This is a genomic window from Streptomyces sp. TRM68367 (assembly GCF_014495685.1).
Taxonomy (GTDB): domain Bacteria; phylum Actinomycetota; class Actinomycetes; order Streptomycetales; family Streptomycetaceae; genus Streptomyces.
Genome location: NZ_JACTVI010000012.1, coordinates 95,495 through 113,330, shown reverse-complemented (window position 1 = coordinate 113,330; position 17,836 = coordinate 95,495). Strand labels below are relative to the sequence as shown.

15 protein-coding genes and 1 pseudogene are annotated in these 17,836 nt (G+C 71.2%); 5 read left to right on the top strand and 11 right to left on the bottom strand.

Annotated features, from left to right (window positions below; genetic code table 11):
• Nucleotides 1-112 precede the first annotated feature (112 nt).
• Nucleotides 113-2,467 (bottom strand): immune inhibitor A domain-containing protein, encoded by a 2,355-nt coding sequence (locus H8R17_RS11595; protein ID WP_187823066.1) that lies wholly within the window; start codon nt 2,465-2,467, stop codon nt 113-115.
• A gap of 299 nt (nt 2,468-2,766) precedes the next feature.
• Between H8R17_RS11595 and H8R17_RS11590 the strand changes: the two genes are divergently transcribed.
• Nucleotides 2,767-3,048 (top strand): hypothetical protein, encoded by a 282-nt coding sequence (locus H8R17_RS11590; protein WP_187823065.1) that lies wholly within the window; start codon nt 2,767-2,769, stop codon nt 3,046-3,048.
• Between the two features lie 86 nt (nt 3,049-3,134).
• On the opposite strand, the gene H8R17_RS11585 is transcribed toward H8R17_RS11590, so the two are convergent.
• The 3 genes from H8R17_RS11585 to H8R17_RS11575 form a co-directional block, all read right to left on the bottom strand.
• Nucleotides 3,135-3,758: an RDD family protein gene (locus H8R17_RS11585; RefSeq protein WP_187823064.1), complete on the bottom strand. Its 624-nt coding sequence runs from the start codon at nt 3,756-3,758 to the stop codon at nt 3,135-3,137.
• A gap of 143 nt (nt 3,759-3,901) precedes the next feature.
• Nucleotides 3,902-5,683, bottom strand: coding sequence for an RDD family protein (locus H8R17_RS11580; protein WP_187823063.1), 1,782 nt, complete (start codon nt 5,681-5,683; stop codon nt 3,902-3,904).
• Nucleotides 5,684-5,882: 199 nt separating this feature from the next.
• Entirely contained in the window at nt 5,883-7,289 is a 1,407-nt protein-coding gene (locus tag H8R17_RS11575; RefSeq protein ID WP_187823062.1) for an FAD-binding oxidoreductase, read from the bottom strand.
• 92 nt (nt 7,290-7,381) lie between these two features.
• Between H8R17_RS11575 and H8R17_RS11570 the strand changes: the two genes are divergently transcribed.
• A complete protein-coding gene (locus H8R17_RS11570) occupies nt 7,382-8,797 on the top strand; it encodes a lipopolysaccharide assembly protein LapB (RefSeq protein ID WP_187823061.1) in 1,416 nt (471 codons plus the stop codon).
• 34 nt (nt 8,798-8,831) lie between these two features.
• Here H8R17_RS11570 and hppD read toward each other — a convergent pair whose 3' ends face one another.
• Nucleotides 8,832-9,980, bottom strand: a complete 1,149-nt coding sequence (gene hppD / locus H8R17_RS11565) for a 4-hydroxyphenylpyruvate dioxygenase (protein WP_187823060.1) — start codon at nt 9,978-9,980, stop codon at nt 8,832-8,834.
• A 138-nt stretch (nt 9,981-10,118) separates the two neighbouring features.
• Here hppD and H8R17_RS11560 point away from each other — a divergent pair, with 138 nt between their 5' ends.
• From H8R17_RS11560 to H8R17_RS46605, 3 genes are read left to right on the top strand one after another with little or no spacing between them, the layout of a single operon-like run.
• The gene (locus tag H8R17_RS11560; RefSeq protein WP_187823059.1) at nt 10,119-10,595 is read left to right on the top strand and encodes an Lrp/AsnC family transcriptional regulator; all 477 of its coding nucleotides are present in this window, start codon (nt 10,119-10,121) and stop codon (nt 10,593-10,595) included.
• Nucleotides 10,596-10,651: 56 nt separating this feature from the next.
• Nucleotides 10,652-11,224, top strand: a complete 573-nt coding sequence (locus H8R17_RS11555; protein WP_187823058.1) for a helix-turn-helix domain-containing protein — start codon at nt 10,652-10,654, stop codon at nt 11,222-11,224.
• A 12-nt stretch (nt 11,225-11,236) separates the two neighbouring features.
• Nucleotides 11,237-11,431: a hypothetical protein gene (locus H8R17_RS46605; protein WP_262505194.1), complete on the top strand. Its 195-nt coding sequence runs from the start codon at nt 11,237-11,239 to the stop codon at nt 11,429-11,431.
• Here H8R17_RS46605 and H8R17_RS11550 read toward each other — a convergent pair.
• The 6 genes and pseudogenes from H8R17_RS11550 to H8R17_RS11525 form a co-directional block, all read right to left on the bottom strand.
• Nucleotides 11,421-12,212 carry a S16 family serine protease gene (locus tag H8R17_RS11550; protein ID WP_187823057.1) on the bottom strand — a complete coding sequence of 264 codons (792 nt, stop codon included), beginning with the start codon at nt 12,210-12,212 and terminating at the stop codon, nt 11,421-11,423. The two genes, H8R17_RS46605 and H8R17_RS11550, sit on opposite strands and share 11 nt — an antisense overlap.
• 334 nt (nt 12,213-12,546) lie before the next feature.
• Nucleotides 12,547-13,188 (bottom strand): IclR family transcriptional regulator, encoded by a 642-nt coding sequence (locus tag H8R17_RS11545; protein WP_187823056.1) that lies wholly within the window; start codon nt 13,186-13,188, stop codon nt 12,547-12,549.
• Between the two features lie 315 nt (nt 13,189-13,503).
• Nucleotides 13,504-15,312: a DEAD/DEAH box helicase gene (locus H8R17_RS11540; RefSeq protein ID WP_187823055.1), complete on the bottom strand. Its 1,809-nt coding sequence runs from the start codon at nt 15,310-15,312 to the stop codon at nt 13,504-13,506.
• A 116-nt stretch (nt 15,313-15,428) separates the two neighbouring features.
• Nucleotides 15,429-15,754, bottom strand: a pseudogene (locus tag H8R17_RS11535) (type II toxin-antitoxin system death-on-curing family toxin); the annotation flags it as partial.
• A 16-nt stretch (nt 15,755-15,770) separates the two neighbouring features.
• Nucleotides 15,771-17,240, bottom strand: a complete 1,470-nt coding sequence (locus H8R17_RS11530; RefSeq protein ID WP_187823054.1) for an MFS transporter — start codon at nt 17,238-17,240, stop codon at nt 15,771-15,773.
• The gene (locus H8R17_RS11525) at nt 17,194-17,808 is read right to left on the bottom strand and encodes an SUKH-4 family immunity protein (protein ID WP_187823053.1); all 615 of its coding nucleotides are present in this window, start codon (nt 17,806-17,808) and stop codon (nt 17,194-17,196) included. The genes H8R17_RS11530 and H8R17_RS11525 overlap by 47 nt, the downstream gene beginning before the upstream one ends.
• Nucleotides 17,809-17,836: the final 28 nt, after the last annotated feature.

Genomic DNA, 17,836 nt, shown 5'->3' with positions numbered 1-17,836 from the left:
CCCGTGATCATCGGTGTCAATAAGAGAGCCACAGGACGCACCTAAACACGGATCGGCGGCAACCCGCCAGGGGGGTCACCGCCGATCACCTTCTGACCTGCGAAAACGTCGACTAGTTCACCGCAGGACCGACCTCGACCATGATCGTCGAACCGCTCCATGCCTCCTTGGCGATCTTGATCTTCGTGTTGGTGTCAGTGATCTTGACGCCGCCGAGCGGGTTCGAGGAGTCGTAGTACGTGCTCGTGTGGTCGTTGAACACCGGCACCCCCCTGGACGACTTGATCTTCGTCGCGACGTCCGCGTTGTGCAGCGTCATGCCGTCCGTGCGGTACAGGCTGAACGGAGAGTCGTAGGACTGGATGCGGTTGCGCATCAGCGTGCCGTCGGACCACCGCAGCGCGGTCGGGTGCGAGTCGACCGGCAGGAGCAGGCCCCTGCCCGGGTGCTCGCTGGTGTTGTTGTCCGGCTGCGAGGTGTCCCACTTCCAGATCAACAGGCCGTTCTGGTACGGGTAGTGCTCCACCCACGCCGGACGGGTCGTCGCGAAGCCGAAGTTGTACGGCCCGTTCTTCAGGGTCTTGTCGTACGACACGTACTGACGGTTCTCGGCGATGTAGTACTGCGCGTAGTCCTTGGTGAACGACGCGCCCACCCGGGAGAAGCCCCTGGCCGTCCAGGCGGCGTCCGCGCTCTCGGCGTTGTCGGAGAACAGCGGCGTGCCGTCGGCGGTCACGGTGATCCGGTCGGCCGCGAAGCCCTTCAACGCCACACCGCCGTCGGACTGATAGCGGAAGCGGAGGTCGAACTTCTTTCCGGCGTAGGCGTCGAGGGGGTACGACAGCTCCTTGTACGCGTCGGCCGAACCGGTCAGCGCCGGCTTGCCGCTGGCGTCGCGCGGGACCGGCTGGCCGTCCACCGTGCCGTCCAGGGCCGCCCAGTTGGCGCCGCCGTCGGTGGAGACCTCGGTGTAGAGGTAGTCGTAGCCGGACTCGATGTCGTACCAGCCGTCCAGGGTGAGGGCGGCCGACGCCTTGCCGGTGAGGTCGACGGAGCGGGTCAGCGTGTTCTTGAGGTCGTTGCCCTGGCCGCTCCACCACTGCCGGGTGCCCTCGGCCGGGGTGACGACCTCGGTGGTGACCGCCTTCTTCGGCAACTCGACGACGAGAGCCTGCTTGTTGCGGGTGTTGTACTCGGCGACTCCCAGCTTGTGCTTCGACTTGGTCGCCGCCTTGGCGGTGTCGTAGTCGAGCCAGCCGAGCTGGAGCTTGTCCCAGGCCGTCATGTCGCCGGGCAGGTCACCGATGGTGTCCTTGCCGGTGCCGAGCCAGGAACCGGAGGACATCAGCGTCCAGAAGCCGGTGGAGTTCTCGCCGGCGTTGGTGGTGTCGTAGTGGTCCGGCAGGCCCAGGTCGTGGCCGTACTCGTGGGCGAAGACGCCGAGTCCGCCGTTCTCCGGCTGGATGGTGTAGTCGCCGACCCAGACGCCCGTGTCGCCGATCTGCGCGCCGCCCATCTTGTTGTTCGCCGGACCGGTCGCGCCCGCGTCGGTGCCGAACGCGTACCAGCGGTGGGCCCAGATGGCGTCCTCGCCCTGGGCGCCGCCGCCCGCGGACTCGTCCTCGCCGGCGTGTACGACCTGGAAGTGGTCGATGTAGCCGTCGGCCTCGTTGAAGTCGCCGTCGCCGTCGAAGTCGCCTCGGTCCCACTGGTCGTACTCGGCGGCCTTGGCCTTGATCTCGGCCTCTGTCTTCCCGGCCGCCTTCTGCTGGGAGACCCACGCGTTGACGCCGTCGGCCACCGCGTTCCAGGCGCAGGTGTCGCACTTGTTGGAGCCGTAACGGGCCTCGTTGTAGGGGACCTTGACCCAGTCGGAGACCTCGCCCTCGATAGAGTAGCGGCCCGAGGACTGCTTCTCGTAGTACGTCTTCATCGAGGCGGTGCCGTCGCCGAAGTAGAGGTCCTGGTAGTGCGCGCGGTTGTAGTCCGCCTGCCAGGCCGTCGAGTTGTCCTTGGTGCGGTCCGGCTGGGCGATCTTGTTGTGCAGCGGGCCCGGGGTGCCGCCGTACCGGCTGTCGATCTGGTCGCCGAACTCGACGAGGATCGTGAAGATCTTGTCGGTCTTCTCCCGGCCGAGTTCGACGTACTTGCTGCCGCCCTTGCCGCTCCCCAGCTGGACGACGTTGGAGCCCTCGCGCTTCTGGACCGTGGCCTTGCCGGATATGACCTGGTTCAGCGCCTCCTGACGCTGCGCCTCCATGGTCTTGGTCATCGGACCGTCGAGGTCGTGGTCGTGCTCGTGGTGGCGCTCGGCCGGATCGCGGCGGTCCACGGCGGCGGACTTGGTGCCGGCCTTGGTGCCGGCGTCGGCGGCCTGAGCCACCGTGAGCGTGGAGACGGTGGCGGCGGCCGTGGCGAGCGCGACACTGATCGCGGTCGCTCTGAACATCCAGGGTCTACTGGTCACTTGAGTTCCTCCCCCGCACGCGTATGAGCAACCCGTGCAGTCAAGTGACGACATTTGACTAGAGGTTTGCGGAAAAAGACAGACCTTGACTTGAACAAGTCAAGTGCACTATGCGGAGACCACGTTCGCTTTACGGACACCGGCGGGCGCGTGGCGCCGTCCACTTACTGGACGGCATGACTCTGTGCGCCCCCCGTGCACCGGCCCTGTCGGTTAGGCCACGCTTACCGTCCGGTTCGCTCGGGCATGCAGGCGAAGAGGAAGTCGAGATCGCCCCCGCAACCGAGGACACGATTGCCATGCCTCGTCCGACCGTCGCACAGATCGCCTACGGCTCGTGCACCGTGATCTTCTCGACGCTCGCCATGCTGCTGCTGTCACAGACGACTTCCGGCCCGGGCATCGCGCTCATCACCGCATCGGCGCTGCTGCTCGGGCTGCTCGTCGCCATGACCCTGCCGTTGCCGAAGCCGGCGAAGGCCGTGGAGCAGCCTCCGGTCAAGGAACCCGTGGTGGCCTCGGTGGCACCGGCCACGGCACCGGCCACCGTCGAACCGGTGGGCGAGCGGGCGGCGTCCTGACGCCCACCCCGCACGTCGACGGCGGGTCCGCAGCACGCGGACCCGCCGAGTTCTGTGCCTCGTCTTCCTTCGCTCCTGTCCCGCCGTCAAGTGGTGCTGACCACCACCGTTTTGGCCGCCTTGTCGTGCAGGCCCTGTTTGTACGGCCGGTCGAAGTAGCTCCATCCGCCGGAGATCGCGGTCCAGATACAGGCGCAGCAGAAGGCGAACGGGATCCACAGCACCGCCGAGCGGGTCAGCGCGCTCTGCACGGACGGGGTGGCGCCGTTGTCGAGGTTGGCCACCCGCATGCCGAGCCACTTCTTGCCGAGGGTCTGCCCGGTCTTGGTGATCAGGTAGGTGTCGTAGGCCATGTAGAGGACGACGGCGACGAAGGACTGTCCGACGGTGTCGGCGTACTCGATCCGGTCGGTGTCCATGTCGTAGTCGTTGAACCCGAAGCCCCAGGAGAGCAGCCATACGACGGCGCCCACCAGGATCATGTCGATGATCCGGGCGAGCGTGCGTTTGCCGCTGTCGGCGAGCGGGGGCATGCCGGCGAGCGGATCGGTGGGGGACGAGCCGCCGCCGTAGGGGCCGCCCTGCGGGGTACCTCCGTACGGGCTGCCCTGGTACGGCGGGGGCTGGCCCTCGGCCGGCGGGGGCTGTTTCCTGAACGGGTCGTCTTCCGGTGGCTGCCGATCGGAGCCGGGGGGCGGTTCGCTGCTCATGGCCCGAGTCGACCGCGAACCCCGCGGCTCCGCATCCGGCGGAGGGCCGTCCGGAGTACGGAATCGGGTGGTGCGTTCACGGTGGGCGGCGGGCCGGCGTCGAACGTACCTCTGTCTGCGTCCGGTTCGCGGTCCGTCCGCGCTCAGCCCGCCACGAACGTGTGCGCGGCCTTGTCGTGCCAGCACTGGCGCCAGGGACGGTCGATCAGGCACCACAGGACGCCGATGACGCCGACGACGAGCAGGCCGGGCACGGTGTAGACCAGCCAGCGGCGCAGGGCGGCGCCGAGGGCCGGGGGCTCGTGGCCCTCGATGTCGCGCACGTCGAGACCGAGCAGCTTCTTGCCGAGGGTGCGGCCCCACTTGGCGGTGGGCAGCACCTCATAGACGCCGCCGGCCAGCAGCAGGACGGCCAGGATGATGCCGAGGTACACCGATGTCGTGCCGTCGAGCAGCCAGACGGTGACGGTCTCGCCGGAGAGCTTGGCGGCGTCGATCTTGTCGCTGACGTGGTCGAGCGCCTTCGTGCCGAGCGGCACGGCGGCCACGGCGGTGAGGCCGGCCACCACGACGGTGTCCAGCAGCCGGGCGGCGAGCCGCTTGCCGAGCGCCGCGGGGCGGGCCGCCGCCTGCTGCCGTGCGGCCGCCTGGAACACGTCCTCGACCGGCGGCTTCCAGGGTGCGACGGGCTGGCCGTCCCCGGCGCCCGCGAGGCGGTGCACCTGCTGGGCCCAGGAGGACTGGCCGCCGCCGGGGCCGCTGGTCAGGGGCGCGCCGGAGACGGCGGGAGGCGCGGCGGGGCCGGGTGCGGCGGGCGCGGACGCGGCGGGCTGGGGTGCGCCGGACTGCGAGCCGGGCTGCGGAGGGACGGTCGGGGACGCCTGCTGGGGGCCGGAGGGGGCGGTGGGGGTCGCCGGGGCGGTAGCCGCCTGGCCACCGCCGGGCTGCGCGGCGGCACGGGCGGCGGCGTCCTTTCCGGCGCCGAAGCCGGGGGTGCCGGAAGCGCCGGACGCGCCCGCGTTCTGGCCCTGCGGGCCCTTGCGCGGGGAGATGGCGCGGAAGGCCATGGTGCCCTCGTCGGCCGCGGGGACGCGGGAGGCCGGGACGCCGGGCGCAGCCGCAGGACCACCGGACGCCGGGACGCCGGGCGCAGCCGCACCCGCCGGACCGCCCGAGGCCCGGGCCCCGGGAACCCCCGCGCCCCCAGGACCGCCCGAAGTCCGGCCCCCGGGAACCCCCGCACCCCCAGGACCACCGGAAACCGGGGAGCCAGGAGCACCCGCGCCCGCGGACCCACCTGCGCCGGAACCGGACGTGCCGTGAGAGACGGACGGGTCGGCGCTCCTCGCAGCACCGCTCGCCGTACCGCCACCGGCCGCACCCGAACCCCCCGCTCCCCCCGCCCCGCCCGTCGGCCGGCGGAACACGAACGTGTTGTCGGCCTCGGGTGAGTCGGCGGGCGGGATGGTCGCCGTGCCGTCCGCATGGGAGGAGTCGCCGTCCGGCTGGGACGGGCCGTCGGCGGGGCGGGACGCGTGCGGGACCCTCGGGTCGGCGCCCTGGGCGGCGGCGCCCCAGGAGACCCGGCGGTCCTGGTCGTCGCCGAAGCCGGACTGCTGGGAGCGGTCGGCGCCCCAGGCCGACGCGGGCTCGGGGCGGCTGCCGTGCTGGGACGGCGGGGCGGATGCCGGCTCGTCGACCGGGTCCTCGTCGAAGAAGTGCGGGCCGGTCTCCTCGACGGAGGGCTGCGCCGGGCCCGCGCCGGGCGGCGGGGCGAGCGGCTCACCGTCCTGTGGCGCCGGGCGGCTGGTGCCCGGTACCCAGGCGGCACCGTTCCAGTACCGGACATATCCAGGAATGGACGGGTCCGGGTAATACCCTTCGCGGGGCCTGTCGTCACCGGGGGCCGGGGTTGGGGCGCTCATGTCCGTCGTCCGGTATCTGCTCGGGGGTGGTACGGGGGCCTCCACATCTATCAGACGAGCGCAAGCCCCACCGCCAGTCCCGCCGGACCCGCCCCTTTCCGGGCAACCCCGTGCACGCCTCTTCACCGCTTCGGAGAAATATTCTCCGAACCCGCGTAATGCTTCCGCCACTGAGCCGTGGTCGTACGCCGGGGACCGGTCAGAACAGCTTGCCGGGGTTGAGGATGCCCAGCGGGTCGAAGACCTGTTTGACGGCCCGCTGCATCTCCACGCCCACGGGACCGATCTCGCGCGCCAGCCACTCCTTCTTCAGGACGCCCACGCCGTGCTCACCGGTGATGGTGCCGCCGAGTTCCAGGCCGAGGGCCATGATCTCGTCGAAGGACTCGCGGGCGCGCCGGCGCTCGTCGGGGTCCTGTGCGTCGAAGCAGACCGTCGGGTGCGTGTTGCCGTCGCCTGCGTGGGCGACGACGCCGATGGTCAGGCCGTGCTTGTCCGCGATCTTCTGGACGCCGTCGAACAGGTCGCCGAGCCGGGAGCGCGGCACGCACACGTCGTCGATCATCGTCGTCCCCTTCACGGCCTCCAGCGCGACGAGGGACGACCGCCGGGCCTGGAGGAGCATCTCGGACTCGGCCGCGTCGTCGGCGGGGACGACCTCGGTGGCGCCGGCCGCCTCGCACAGGGCGCCGAGGGCGGCGAGATCCGCGGCGGGGTCCGTGGTGTCGAAGGCGGCGAGCAGGAGGCCTTCGGTGCTCTCCGGCAGGCCCATGTTGCCGAGGTCGTTGACGGCCTTGACGGTCGTACGGTCCATCAGTTCGAGGAGGGACGGGACGTGTCCGGCCGCCATGATCCGGCACACGGCGTCGCAGGCCGCCGCGGTGGACGCGAACTCGGCGGCCAGCACCAGCTGCTCGGGCGGTTTGGGCCTGAGGCCGAGGGTCGCCCGTACGACGATGCCGAGGGAGCCCTCGGAGCCGACGAACAGGCGGGTCAGGTCGTACCCGGCGACGCCCTTGGCGGTGCGGCGCCCGGTGGACATCAGCCGGCCGTCGGCGAGGACGACGTCCAGACCGAGGACGTACTCGGCCGTCACCCCGTACTTCACGCAGCACAGCCCGCCGGAGGCGGTGCCGATGTTGCCGCCGATCGTGCACATCTCCCAGCTGGAGGGGTCGGGCGGGTAGTACAGGCCGTGTTCGCCGACCGCGCGGGAGAGGGCGGCGTTGATGACGCCCGGTTCGACGACGGCGACGCGGTCGACCGGGTTGATCTCCAGGATCCGGTCCATCTTCGTCAGGGACAGCACGATGCAGCCGTCGGAGGCGTTGGCCGCGCCGGACAGGCCGGTGCGGGCGCCCTGCGGGACGACCGGGACGCGCAGGTCGGTGGCGGTGCGCATGATGTGCTGGACGTGTTCGACGGTGCGCGGCAGGACGACCACGGCGGGGGTGCCGGCCGGGCAGAAGCTCGCCATGTCGTTGGCATAGGAGGCCGTGACATCGGGGTCGGTGAGGACGGCGTCGGCGGGCAGGCCGCTGAGCAGGCGGTCGACGAGGTTCCCGGTCACTTCGTCGCGGGGCGCTTCGATACGGCTCATGATCACAGCGTGACACCGGGGGCCCATCGGTGTGAACCCCGTGTACGCAGGCGCCGTACGCCCGGGTGCGGTCGTCGTACTGACGCACAGTGAGCGCCATGGACAAGCAGAAGGAGGCCCCCGAACGCGGGTCGCGTGTGCGTCGGCGAGTGCTGCTCGGGTCAGCCGCGGGGTGTGCCGTGCTGGGCGGGGTGCTGATGCTGCTGCCGTGGGAGGAGACGGCGTCGCGGCCGTCGGCTCCGGCGCCGGGGGCGCGGGCTGCGGTGGCCGCGGGGGTGCCGGCCGCGCTGCCCGGTCTGGCGGCGCTCATCGGGGACCGGGAGGCGCATCTGCGGGACCATCCGCGCGATGCCCGGGCGTGGGCGGTGCTGGGGTCGGCGTATCTGGAGCAGGGCCGGCGGACGGCCGACGCCGGGTACTACCCGAAGGCCGAGAAGGCGCTGCGTACGTCCCTGAAGGTGCGGGCGAAGGGGAACGCGGCGGCGCTGGAGGGCATGGCCGCGCTGGCGAACGCGCGCCGGGACTTCCGCGCGGCGCGGTCCTGGGGGCAGGCCGCGCGGAAGGCGGCGCCGAAGCGGTGGACCACGTACGCCGTGCTGATCGACGCCCACACCGGGCTCGGCGACCACACGGCCGCCGACCGGGCCCTGGACCGGCTGACGAAGCTGCGCGACGGGCCGGCCGTCATGGCGCGGGCGGCCGCCGTGTTCCGGGACCAGGGCCGGCCGGAGGACTCGGCGGCCGCGCTGTCGGATGCGGCGGCGCGGGCCACGGCGCCGGCCGAGCGGGCGGCGTATCTGGAGCAGGGCGGGCAGCTGGCCTGGGAGCGCGGGGACCGCGAGGACGCGTTGCGGCACTTCCGGGCGGCGCTGCGGCTCGACCCCGACCAGCGGGCCGCGCAGGCCGGGCAGGGGCGGGCGCTGGCGGCGCTGGGCCGGACCACGGAGGCGCTGACCGCGTACCGGGCGGCGCTCGCCCGGCAGCCGCGCCCCGAGTACGCCCTGGAACTGGGCGAGTTGTACGAGTCGCTGGGGCTCGCGCAGGCGGCACATGAGCAGTACGACGAGGTGCGGGCGCGGGTCCGGAGCGCTGGCGCGGGCGGGGTCGACGAGGAGCTGGTGCTGGGCCGCTTCGAGGCGGACCACGGCGATGCGGGGGCCGCGGTACGGCGGCTGCGGGCCGAGTGGCGCCGGCAGCCGGGGGTCGCGGTGGCCGACGCACTGGGCTGGGCCCTGCACCGGGCCGGGCGGCACGAGGAGGCACTGCGGTTCGCGGTGCGGGCGACGGACGAGGAGCGCGGGGGCGGGGTGCGCAGTGCGCTGTACGCGTATCACCGGGGCATGACCGAGCGCGCGTTGGAACGGTACGGCCCCGCACGCCGGCATCTTCGGGAGGCGCTGCGGATCAATCCGCACTTCTCGCCGCTGGGGGCGCCGCAGGCTCGAGCGGCGTTGCGGGAGCTGGGCGAGCCGTCGGTGGCGGACGTACCGGAGTGGGACGCGGAGAGCGGGTGACGGACCGAGGTACAGGTACCTCGATCCCCGTGGTTCACAGGTTGCCGCGGCGCTCCTGTTCCCGTTCGATCGCCTCGAACAGGGCCTTGAAGTTGCCCTTGCCGAAGCCCATGGAGCCGTGGCGTTCGATGATCTCGAAGAAGACCGTCGGGCGGTCCTGGACCGGCTTGGTGAAGATCTGCAGCAGATAGCCGTCCTCGTCGCGGTCGGCGAGGATCTTCAGTTCGCGGAGGGTGTCGACGGGGACGCGGGTCTCGCCGACCCACTCCCCCAGCGTGTCGTAGTAGGAGTCGGGCGTTTCCAGGAACCGGACCCCGGCCGCGCGCATCGTACGGACGGTCTGCACGATGTCGTTGGTGTTCAGCGCGATGTGCTGGACGCCGGCGCCGCCGTAGAACTCCAGGTACTCGTCGATCTGGGACTTCTTCTTGGCGATGGCGGGCTCGTTGATCGGGAACTTGACCTTCAGCGTGCCGTCGGCCACGACCTTCGACATCAGCGCGCTGTACTCGGTGGCGATGTCGTCGCCCACGAACTCCTTCATGTTCGTGAAGCCCATGACCTTGTTGTAGAAGCCGACCCACTCGTTCATGCGGCCGAGTTCGACGTTGCCGACGCAGTGGTCGATGGCCTGGAAGTTCCGCTGGGCGGGCGGTTCGACGATCGGGTCGGCGGCGACGTAACCGGGGAGGTACGGGCCGTCGTAGCCCGCGCGTTCGACGAGCGTGTGGCGCGTCTCGCCGTACGTGGCGATCGCGGCCAGCACCACCGTGCCGTGCTCGTCCTTCATCTCGTACGGCTCGGCGACCGGGCGCGCGCCGTGTTCGACAGCGTAGGCGTACGCGCGGCGCGCGTCCGGGACCTCGATGGCGAGGTCGATGACGCCGTCGCCGTGCTCGGCCACGTGCTGGGCGAGGAAGTGGCCCCAGGTGGTGGCGGGCTTGATGGCGGACGTGAGGACGAAGCGGGCGGAGCCGTTCTCCAGGACGTAGCTCGCGGTCTCGCGGCTGCCGTTCTCCGGCCCGGAGTAGGCCACCAGGCGCATGCCGAAGGCGATGGAGTAGTAGTGCGCCGCCTGCTTGGCGTTGCCGACGGCGAAGACGACCGCGTCCATTCCCTTGACCGGGAAGGGGTCGTCCTGCCGGGCGGTCGTGTCGGGAGTGTGGTGTGTGGTCTGCGTCATACCGGCAGCGTGACCCCGCATCGGCAAGGTGCGCAATAGTTTGCGGTTTTGTTGGGCAATATGTTCAGCGGTACGGCCGTATCGGCGGCCCTTCTGTACAGGATGACTATCCCGGATCTGTTCCGGAGGGGGCTGGGCATGGCGATCGATCATCTGGACGGGCGGATCATCCTGCTGCTGGCGCGGGAGCCGCGGATCGGGGTGCTGGAGATGTCCCGGCGGCTGGGCGTCGCCCGGGGCACCGTGCAGGCGCGGCTGGACCGGCTTCAGTCGAACGGGGTCATCCGCGGCTTCGGGCCGCAGGTGGACCCGGCGGCGCTCGGCTACCCGGTCACCGCGTTCGCGACGCTGCAGATCCGGCAGGGCCAAGGGGCCGACGTACGAGCACACTTGGCGACCGTGCCGGAGGTGCTGGAACTGCACACCACGACCGGCAGCGGGGACATGCTGTGCCGTCTTGTGGCCCGCTCGAACGCCGATCTCCAGCGGGTGATCGACCGGGTCGTCGGTTTCGACGGCATCGTCCGGGCCTCGACCGCGATCGTGATGGAAAACCCCGTTCCGCTGCGGATCATCCCGCTGGTGGAGCAGGCGGCGGAGGATCGGGAGGACTGAGGGTTCGCTACAAAGAAGTCCTTGCAACGTTCCCTTTGCAAGGATAGCTTTGCATCATGCCCGAAGAACACTCCGTACACAAGCTCGACGCCCGTTCGCTGCGGGGGCTGGCTCATCCCCTGCGGATGCAGTTGCTGCGCACGCTGAAACACCACGGCCCGGCCACGGCGTCGATGCTCGCCGAGCGGCTGGGCGAGTCCAGCGGAGCGACCAGCTACCACCTGCGGCAACTCGCCGAATACGGCTTCGTCGAGGACGTGCCGGAGCGCGGCAAGGGGCGAGAACGCTGGTGGCAGGCAGCCGTCCAGGGGCTCACCTTCGACGAGAACCTGCTCCACGCGACCGACCCGGCCACCCGCGGTGCAGTGGACACCTACATGCACGAGGTCGCCACGAACCACGCCCGCGAGCTGTCTACCTGGGTGGCCACCCGTGAGGAGTGGTTGCCGGCGTGGTCCCACTCGACCGACCTGAGCGACTGGACGCTACGGCTGACCCCCGAGCGCGCGCTCGGCCTCATCGAGAAGATGCAGGCCCTGCTGGCGAGCTACCAGAACGAGCCGGACACGACCCCCGGAGCGGAGACCGTCCGCGTCCACACGCACCTCTTCCCCTTCGCGACGGACTGAGAGAGGCTCCCGATGCTCGACCCCAGGACGCACCTCGCCCTGCACCACATACGCGCCGCCGAACTCCGCGCCGCAGCGGCTGCGTACCGTCGGACCGCCGAGATCAGGCGCCCCCGCGAGCTGCGTGCCCGCCTCGGCTGGACGCTCGTGGAAGTGGGTTTACGCCTGGCCACGCCGAGGCGAGCCGCCCCGGCGCCTAGCAGCTAGGCACCGACCCCGTCCCCTTCTCCAGCGCAACCAGCGACTTGACCGCCCCCTTCAAAGTGGTGACCGGAATGAGCCGCAGCCCCTTCGGCAGCTCCGCCTTCGCGTCGCCGCACTCCGCCTTCGGTACGAGGAAGACGGTGGCGCCGTCGCGTCGGGCGGCCTGGGTCTTGAGGGGTACGCCGCCGACGGGGCCGACCGTGCCGTCGGCGGTGATCGTGCCCGTACCGGCGATGGTGCGGCCGCCCGTGAGGTCGCCGCCGCTGCCGTCGCCGTCCAGCTTGTCGATGATGCCGAGGGAGAACAGCAGGCCCGCGCTGGGGCCACCGACGTCGGCGAGCTTCAGGTCGACCTTGATGTCCTGGTCGCTGCGGTCGAGGTGGTTCAGGGCGGCGCGGGTCGCCGCGTCCTGGGACTGCCTCATCTGCTCCTTGTTGTACTGCTCGATCTCCTTGACGCTGTCACCGCTCGGGTAGACCGCGTCGCGCGGCATGACCGCCTGGTCGGTGCGGAACCAGCTGTCGAGCACGTCCGGGAGGGACACGTGCGCGTCCGGCGAGGTCGCCTCGATGGTCGTCATCCGCAGCTGCCCGCGCGTCTCCCGGGTCGCCGCGCCCGAGATCGTGATCACCGGTGTCCCCCGGTTCTCCCCCAGCACATTCGCCGTCATCCCCGGCTGCGCCACCGAGAACGGCAACGGCGCGAACACCGCGGTGGCCAGCAGACCGACAACGGGCAGAGCACAGACAGCAACGGCCTGGGGGCGCGTGAGGCGAGAGAGCACGCAATCAATCTAACGCGGGGGCACCATCCGGCCGGATCCCGGTCACCACGATGCCTCCACCCACGCGCCACCGCCCCCCGACGACGCCACACAAGGCACTCGCAAGCCGCAGGCCGCAGGCAGTCGCGCCGACGTAGCTGCGGGCAGTCGTGCCGCTGGGACGGCACGGGTGGGCGCAGCGGCACCCCGCAAGCGCGGGCAAGCGACACCCACCCCCGCCCAGCCACAACGCCGGCCACCTCGCAAACACCACCGCCCCCGGCCCACATCAGCCAACCGTCACCCAGCCAACGCCGGGCAACTCGTCAACACCGTACCCGCACCGCAGGTGCCGTCACCGCAACGCCTCCGCCACCTCCCGCGCCGCCTCCACCACCCGCGGCCCCACCCGCTCCGGCACCACATCCGCCAGCATCACCACCCCCACACTCCCCTCAACCCCCGTCACCCCGAGCAGCGGCGCAGCCGCCCCGCACGCCCCGGCCTCCAGCTCCCCATGCGTCAGGGTGTACCCGGGATCCACCATCGGAGACTGCCGCGCCGAGAGAATCGCCTTACCCGCGGCCCCCCGGTCCAGCCGATGCCGGAACCCGGCCCTGTACGCCACGTGATAGTCCGTCCACGTCGGCTCCACCACCGCAACGGCCAACGCCTCCGCCCCATCGACCAACGTCAGATGCGCCGTCGCCCCGATGTCCTCGGCCAACGACCTGAGCGCCGGCATCGCCGCCTCCCGCACCAGCGGATGCACCTGCCGCCCGAGCCGCAGCACCCCGAGCCCGACCCGGGCACGTCCGCCCAGGTCACGCCGTACCAGCGCATGCTGCTCCAGCGTGGCAAGCAACCGGTACACAACGGTCCGGTTCACGCCCAGTTTGTGGGAAAGCTCGGTGACGGTCAGCCCGTGGTCCGTGTCGGCCAGCAGCTTGAGGACACGCAGTCCCCTGTCGAGCGTCTGAGAGGTCTCCGCGGTCACGACGCCCACTCCTTAAGTGGTGAGGTCGGCGGCCCCCCTGGCTGCGGGTGCGTCACCGAGTCCCGTCAGTGACGCGCTGGAGAGGCCGCCGATCGGTCGGCGGCCCGGACTGTTCCCGGGCTCAGTCGCTTCACGGCTGCGCTCCGCGGCGGCGCTGCCACGGGGCGTTGCGTAGCGGGACAGTAGCGAAGCAGGTTCGCTCAGCGGAAGCCTCCGTCCAGAATCCGGGCAACCCAGCGTGGGCGCGACCAGCCACAAGCGAACCGCAGCCGACACACAACCCGGCGCAATACGGCCAAGGCACAGCGCCGAGCGTCACCGCATCCGCGTCGCCCACTCCTGCACCTTGGCGATCCGCTGCCGCAGCTGCCCCGCCGTCGCCTCTGCGCTCGGCGGCCCGCCGCACACCCGGCGCAGCTCGGTGTGGATGACCCCGTGCGGCTTGCCGCTCTGATGGACGTACGCGCCCACCAGGTTGTTGAGCTGCCGGCGCAGTTCCATCAGCTCCTTGTGGGTGACCACGGGCCGCCGCTCGGCGGGCATCTCGAGCAGGTCGGCCTCCTCGGCCGGCTTCTTGCGGCTGTGCGCGATCTGCCGGGCCTGCCGCTTCTGCAGCAGCAGTTGCACCTGGTCGGGTTCGAGGAGCCCCGGAATGCCGAGGTAGTCCTGCTCCTCCTCACTCCCCGGGTGGGCCTGCATGCCGAACTCGGCGCCGTTGTACATGACCCGGTCGAAGACGGCGTCGGACTCCAGCGCCTCGAAGGGCAGCATGTCCTGTTCGCCGGTGTCCTCGTCCTTCTGCTGCTCCGCCTCCTTGAGGAGTTTGTCCTCCTCGGCGTACGGGTCCTCCTCGCCGCCCTGCTTCGGCTTGTCGAGCACGTGATCGCGCTCGCGCTCCATCTCGTTGGCGAAGGAGAGCAGGTCGGGCACGGTGGGCAGGAAGACCGAGGCGGTCTCGCCGCGCCTGCGGGACCGTACGAAACGCCCGACGGCCTGCGCGAAGAACAGCGGCGTGGAGATGGTCGTGGCGTACACGCCGACCGCGAGCCGCGGCACGTCGACGCCCTCGGACACCATCCGCACCGCAACCATCCACCGGTCGGTGCTGCCGCTGAACTCGTCGATCCGCTCGGACGCCCCCGCGTCGTCGGACAGCACGAGGGTCGCCTTGTGACCGGTGATGTCCCGGATGAGCTTGGCGTACGCGCGCGCGGAGTCCTGGTCGGAGGCGATGACGAGCGCCCCCGCGTCCGGGACGGCCTTGCGGACCTCCGTCAGCCGCTGGTCGGCGGCGCGCAGCACGGCCGGCATCCACTCGCCGCGCGGATCCAGCGCCGTACGCCAGGCCTGGCTGATGGCGTCCTTCGTCATGGGCTCGCCGAGCCGGGCCTCGATCTCGTCACCGGCCTTGGTCCGCCAGCGCATGTTGCCGCTGTAGGAGAGAAAGATGACCGGCCGGACGACTCCGTCGGCCAGCGCGGACCCGTACCCGTACGTGTAGTCGGCGGCGGACCGCCGAATCCCGTCCGTCCCCTCCTCGTACGTCACGAAGGGGATGGGGTTGGTGTCGGACCGGAACGGCGTACCGGTGAGCGCGAGCCGGCGCGTGGCGGGCTCGAAGGCCTCCAGGCAGGCCTCGCCCCAGGACTTGGAGTCACCGGCGTGATGGATCTCGTCGAGGATGACGAGGGTCTTGCGCTGCTCGACCCGGTTGCGGTGCAGCATGGGCCGTACGCCGACACCGGCGTACGTGACTGCGACCCCGTGGTACTCCTTGCCGAGCGGCCCGGCGCTGTACTCGGGGTCCAGCCGGATCCCTGTCCGCGCGGCCGCCTCCGCCCACTGTTTCTTCAGGTGCTCGGTGGGCGCGACCACGGTCACCTGCTGCACGACGTGCTGGTGCAGCAGCCAGGAGGCCAGCGTCAGCGCGAAGGTCGTCTTGCCGGCGCCGGGCGTGGCGACCGCCAGGAAGTCACGCGGCTGCTCCTGGACGTACTTCTCCATCGCCCCTTCCTGCCAGGCGCGCAGCTTGCTGGCGGTACCCCAGGGGGCGCGACCGGGAAACGCGGGTGACAGGTGATGCGAGTGCGAGGCAGGACTGGGGCTGGCGGCGGTGGTAGTCACGGTCTCCGTGGGGTGGTTGGGCGGGTCTTCTACGTATGACAACCGGGCCACCCTACCGGCGGCCCGGTTCTGTCAACGGAGGAACCAGGCCGCGTCACCCGGGGATGGGACCGAGGTCACATCGCCTCGTGCAGCGCCCGCAGACGCCGGGCGATCATGCTCACATCCTCATGGCCGCCGGCTGCCACCTCGATGACGAGCTTGTACGCCTCGTCCTGGTCCATGTCAGCGTGTCCGTGCCGTTGAAATCGAGGAAGACGACGGTGCACATCCAGGCCATGCGCTTGTTGCCGTCCACCAAGGGGTGGTGCACGGCGAGCGAATGAAGCAGCGCCGCAGCCTTCTCGAAGAGGTCCGTGTACGCCTCGACGCCGAACATCTGCGACCGGGGGCGTTGGACAGCCGAGCTGAGCAGACCGAGGTCCCGTACGGCGACCTCCTGCCGGTACCGACGCCTGTCACCTGGCCCGTAGCCGCGTCGTCACCCACGCCCCCACCAGGGCCACCGCGGCCATCGGGAGGAACACGGCGGTGAAGGCGGCGGGGTGGGAGCCGGTCGCCTCGGCTGCCGTGTGGGTCACGGTGCCGCCGCCCAGGGCGGCGAAGGCGGCGCCGCCCGCGGCGAGGAGGAGGACGTTGGAGAGGCCGTCGGATATCTGGAGTGCGGCGGAGTTGGTGCCGGCCTCCTCGGGGGCGGAGAGGTGGAGCAGCAGGACGCTGGTGGAGGAGATCACCAGGCCCATGCCGAAGCAGCCGAACGCCCAGGCGACGGCCAGGGTCCAGGCAGGCACGGCGTCGATCAGCACGCTCGGCGCCGCGGCGATCGCGGCGGCGACCAGCAGCATCCCGACGGTCATCAGCCGCTCCCGGTACGGCTCGACGCGCGGCCGCGACTGCACCCACGAGCCCAGCGCCCACGTCCCGCCGCCCGCCGCGAGCGAGAACCCGGCCAGCGTCGGGCTGAGCCCGCGCTGGGTGACCAACATCAGCGGCACGAAGGACTCCGCGCCGATGAAGGAGCCCGCCGCGACCCCGCGCAGCAGCACGACCGACGGCAGCCCGCGCGCCGCCCGGTACGTGCCGCGCGGCAGCAGGCCGAGAACGGCGGGCGCCAGCAGCGCGGCGCCCGCCACACCGGGCAGCAACGAGAGCCAGCGCAGGTCCTGGGCGGCGTACTGCAACAGCCCGGCGCCCAGCGAGATCCCGAGGGCGAGCCGGATCCGCCGCCGCCCCAAGGACGCCCCCGCCCCGTCCCCGGCGGCGTTCCCGGCCGTCCCGTCCACCGGGCCGGCCGCCAGCCGCCGTATCTGCGGCAGGGCGAGCGCCAGCGGGAGGCTGACCAGGACCGGGATGCCGAGGAACACCCAGCGCCAGCCCAGGTGTTCGGTCACCGCGCCCGAGGCGAGCGGCCCGACGATCGACGGCACGACCCAACTCGCCGCGAACGCCGCCATGATCGCCGGCCGCAGCCGCTCCGGGTAGGCGCGGCCGACGACGACGTACAGCGCGACGACCACCAGCCCGCCGCCCAGCCCCTGCACGGCCCGCCCCAGGATGAACAGCCACATCGCACCGGCCGTCCCGGACAGCAGCAGCCCGGCCGCGAAGGACGCGATGCCCGTGGTCAGCGCACCCAGCGGGCCCCGCCGGTCCGACCACTGCCCGGCGAGCACCATCCCGAACAGGCTGGTCGTGAAGTACCCCGAGAACGCGAACGCGTACAGCGAGACCCCGGCCAGCTCCCGCGCCGCGACCGGCATCGCCGTACCGACCGCCGTCGCCTCGAAGGCGATCAGCAGCACGACCGACACGATCCCGATGCTCAGCGCCCGGTAAGGCCCGCTCAGCACGCTCTCGGCGAGCTCGGCCGCCGGAGGCAGTTCAGGTATATCTGCGGTGTCGGTGTCGCGCGGGTTCGGAGCGGTCATGACCGCCAGCGTAAGGGCCAAGGTCGGGGTTGGCTCCTGTCGGGAGATGGTCCCGGACCGGGACCTTGGTCGTACGACCACCCTTGTTCATGAACGCCGTCAGGTCACGGCCTCCAACTTCGCAGTGCACCAGCCAGAGCATGAAGGCCAGCGTCGAGATGTCCGTGGCCAGTGGGCGCAGGGTGGTCTCGAGCTCGTGCCAGGTCAGGACCGCGCCCGTCGTACCGTCCACGACGACGCCGTTGCCGTCGACGAGGTGGCCGAGGCGTATCAGGCGCTCGGGGCGGTCGGGGAGCCGGAGTTGGGCCGAGGGCTCGTCCGTGTAGTACTCGGCGAGGGTCTGGAGCGGGACGTCCATGTCCAGGTCGAAGACGGGGCTGTCCTCGGGCAGGCCCGACTCGCGCAGGAAGCGGCGCGTCGGGTCGTGCGTGAGGGTCGTGGGGAAGTCGACGTCCTCGAAGCGCATCACCCGGCCCCGGCCGAACTCCTGGTCCAGCAGGCGGGCCGGAAGGTTCAGTGACAAGCCGGCCGGGTCGGCCGGTGCCGTGTCCGCGTACGTAGTGCTCATCGTTCCCCCGTGCCTGCGTGTTCCGTCA

Bases quoted from the DNA above. Each gene is read 5' to 3' on its own strand.
- H8R17_RS46605 (WP_262505194.1), top strand. From the start codon at position 11,237: ATGCTCGACCCCAGGACGCACCTCGCCCTGCACCACATACGCGCCGCC.
- H8R17_RS11585 (WP_187823064.1), bottom strand. From the start codon at position 3,758: ATGAGCAGCGAACCGCCCCCCGGCTCCGATCGGCAGCCACCGGAAGAC.
- hppD (WP_187823060.1), bottom strand. From the start codon at position 9,980: ATGACGCAGACCACACACCACACTCCCGACACGACCGCCCGGCAGGAC.
- H8R17_RS11590 (WP_187823065.1), top strand. From the start codon at position 2,767: ATGCCTCGTCCGACCGTCGCACAGATCGCCTACGGCTCGTGCACCGTG.
- H8R17_RS11570 (WP_187823061.1), top strand. From the start codon at position 7,382: ATGGACAAGCAGAAGGAGGCCCCCGAACGCGGGTCGCGTGTGCGTCGG.
- H8R17_RS11580 (WP_187823063.1), bottom strand. From the start codon at position 5,683: ATGAGCGCCCCAACCCCGGCCCCCGGTGACGACAGGCCCCGCGAAGGG.
- H8R17_RS11560 (WP_187823059.1), top strand. From the start codon at position 10,119: ATGGCGATCGATCATCTGGACGGGCGGATCATCCTGCTGCTGGCGCGG.
- H8R17_RS11555 (WP_187823058.1), top strand. From the start codon at position 10,652: ATGCCCGAAGAACACTCCGTACACAAGCTCGACGCCCGTTCGCTGCGG.
- H8R17_RS11525 (WP_187823053.1), bottom strand. From the start codon at position 17,808: ATGAGCACTACGTACGCGGACACGGCACCGGCCGACCCGGCCGGCTTG.
- H8R17_RS11530 (WP_187823054.1), bottom strand. From the start codon at position 17,240: ATGACCGCTCCGAACCCGCGCGACACCGACACCGCAGATATACCTGAA.